This is a genomic window from Lentzea rhizosphaerae (assembly GCF_042649515.1).
GTDB lineage: Bacteria > Actinomycetota > Actinomycetes > Mycobacteriales > Pseudonocardiaceae > Lentzea > Lentzea aerocolonigenes.
The window spans coordinates 1-502 of the sequence record NZ_JBHRZI010000064.1; the positions used below are offsets into that span (position 1 = coordinate 1).

Consider the following 502-nt stretch of genomic DNA (forward strand, 5'->3'; position numbering starts at 1 on the left):
GTTCGGACACCGGCCTACTCCTCGTAGGTGAACCGATCGTCTTCGTGGACATCATCACCCCAGCGGTACGGCCATCGCCGCGGTCTCGATGCCCAGGCCCTGGAAGCCCCAGCGGTCGAGCGCTTCGGCGTACTTGGGACTGTCGATGATGGACTGGACGGCCGCCTGGATCGCCGGCGTCAGCGCGGAACCCTTGGGCAGCGCCACGTTCACCTTCGTGGTGACGACCCGCTCCGGCAGGACCTCCAGCACGGTGGGCTGACGCTTGGCCGTCCAGGCCAGCGAGGTGAAGTCGTACATCACCGCGTCGAGTCGTTTGGACGAGAGTTGGGTCAGTGAGTCGTTGACGCTGGGCAGGGTCACTCCGGTGATGGCCGGCTTGCCTTTGCTGGTGCAGTCCTTCTCGTTGAGCTGTGGCAGCCACTTGATCTCCGCCGTGGTGCCGGACTGCACGCCGACGCGGCGCCCGCACAGCTCGTGGACGTTCAGTTTCTGCGGGTTG

Annotated in this window: 1 pseudogene; it reads right to left on the reverse strand. The window is 65.7% G+C overall.

The features are described from left to right. Positions 1-54: 54 nt before the first annotated feature. Positions 55-502: pseudogene (locus ACFOWZ_RS48010) on the reverse strand (ABC transporter substrate-binding protein); the annotation flags it as partial.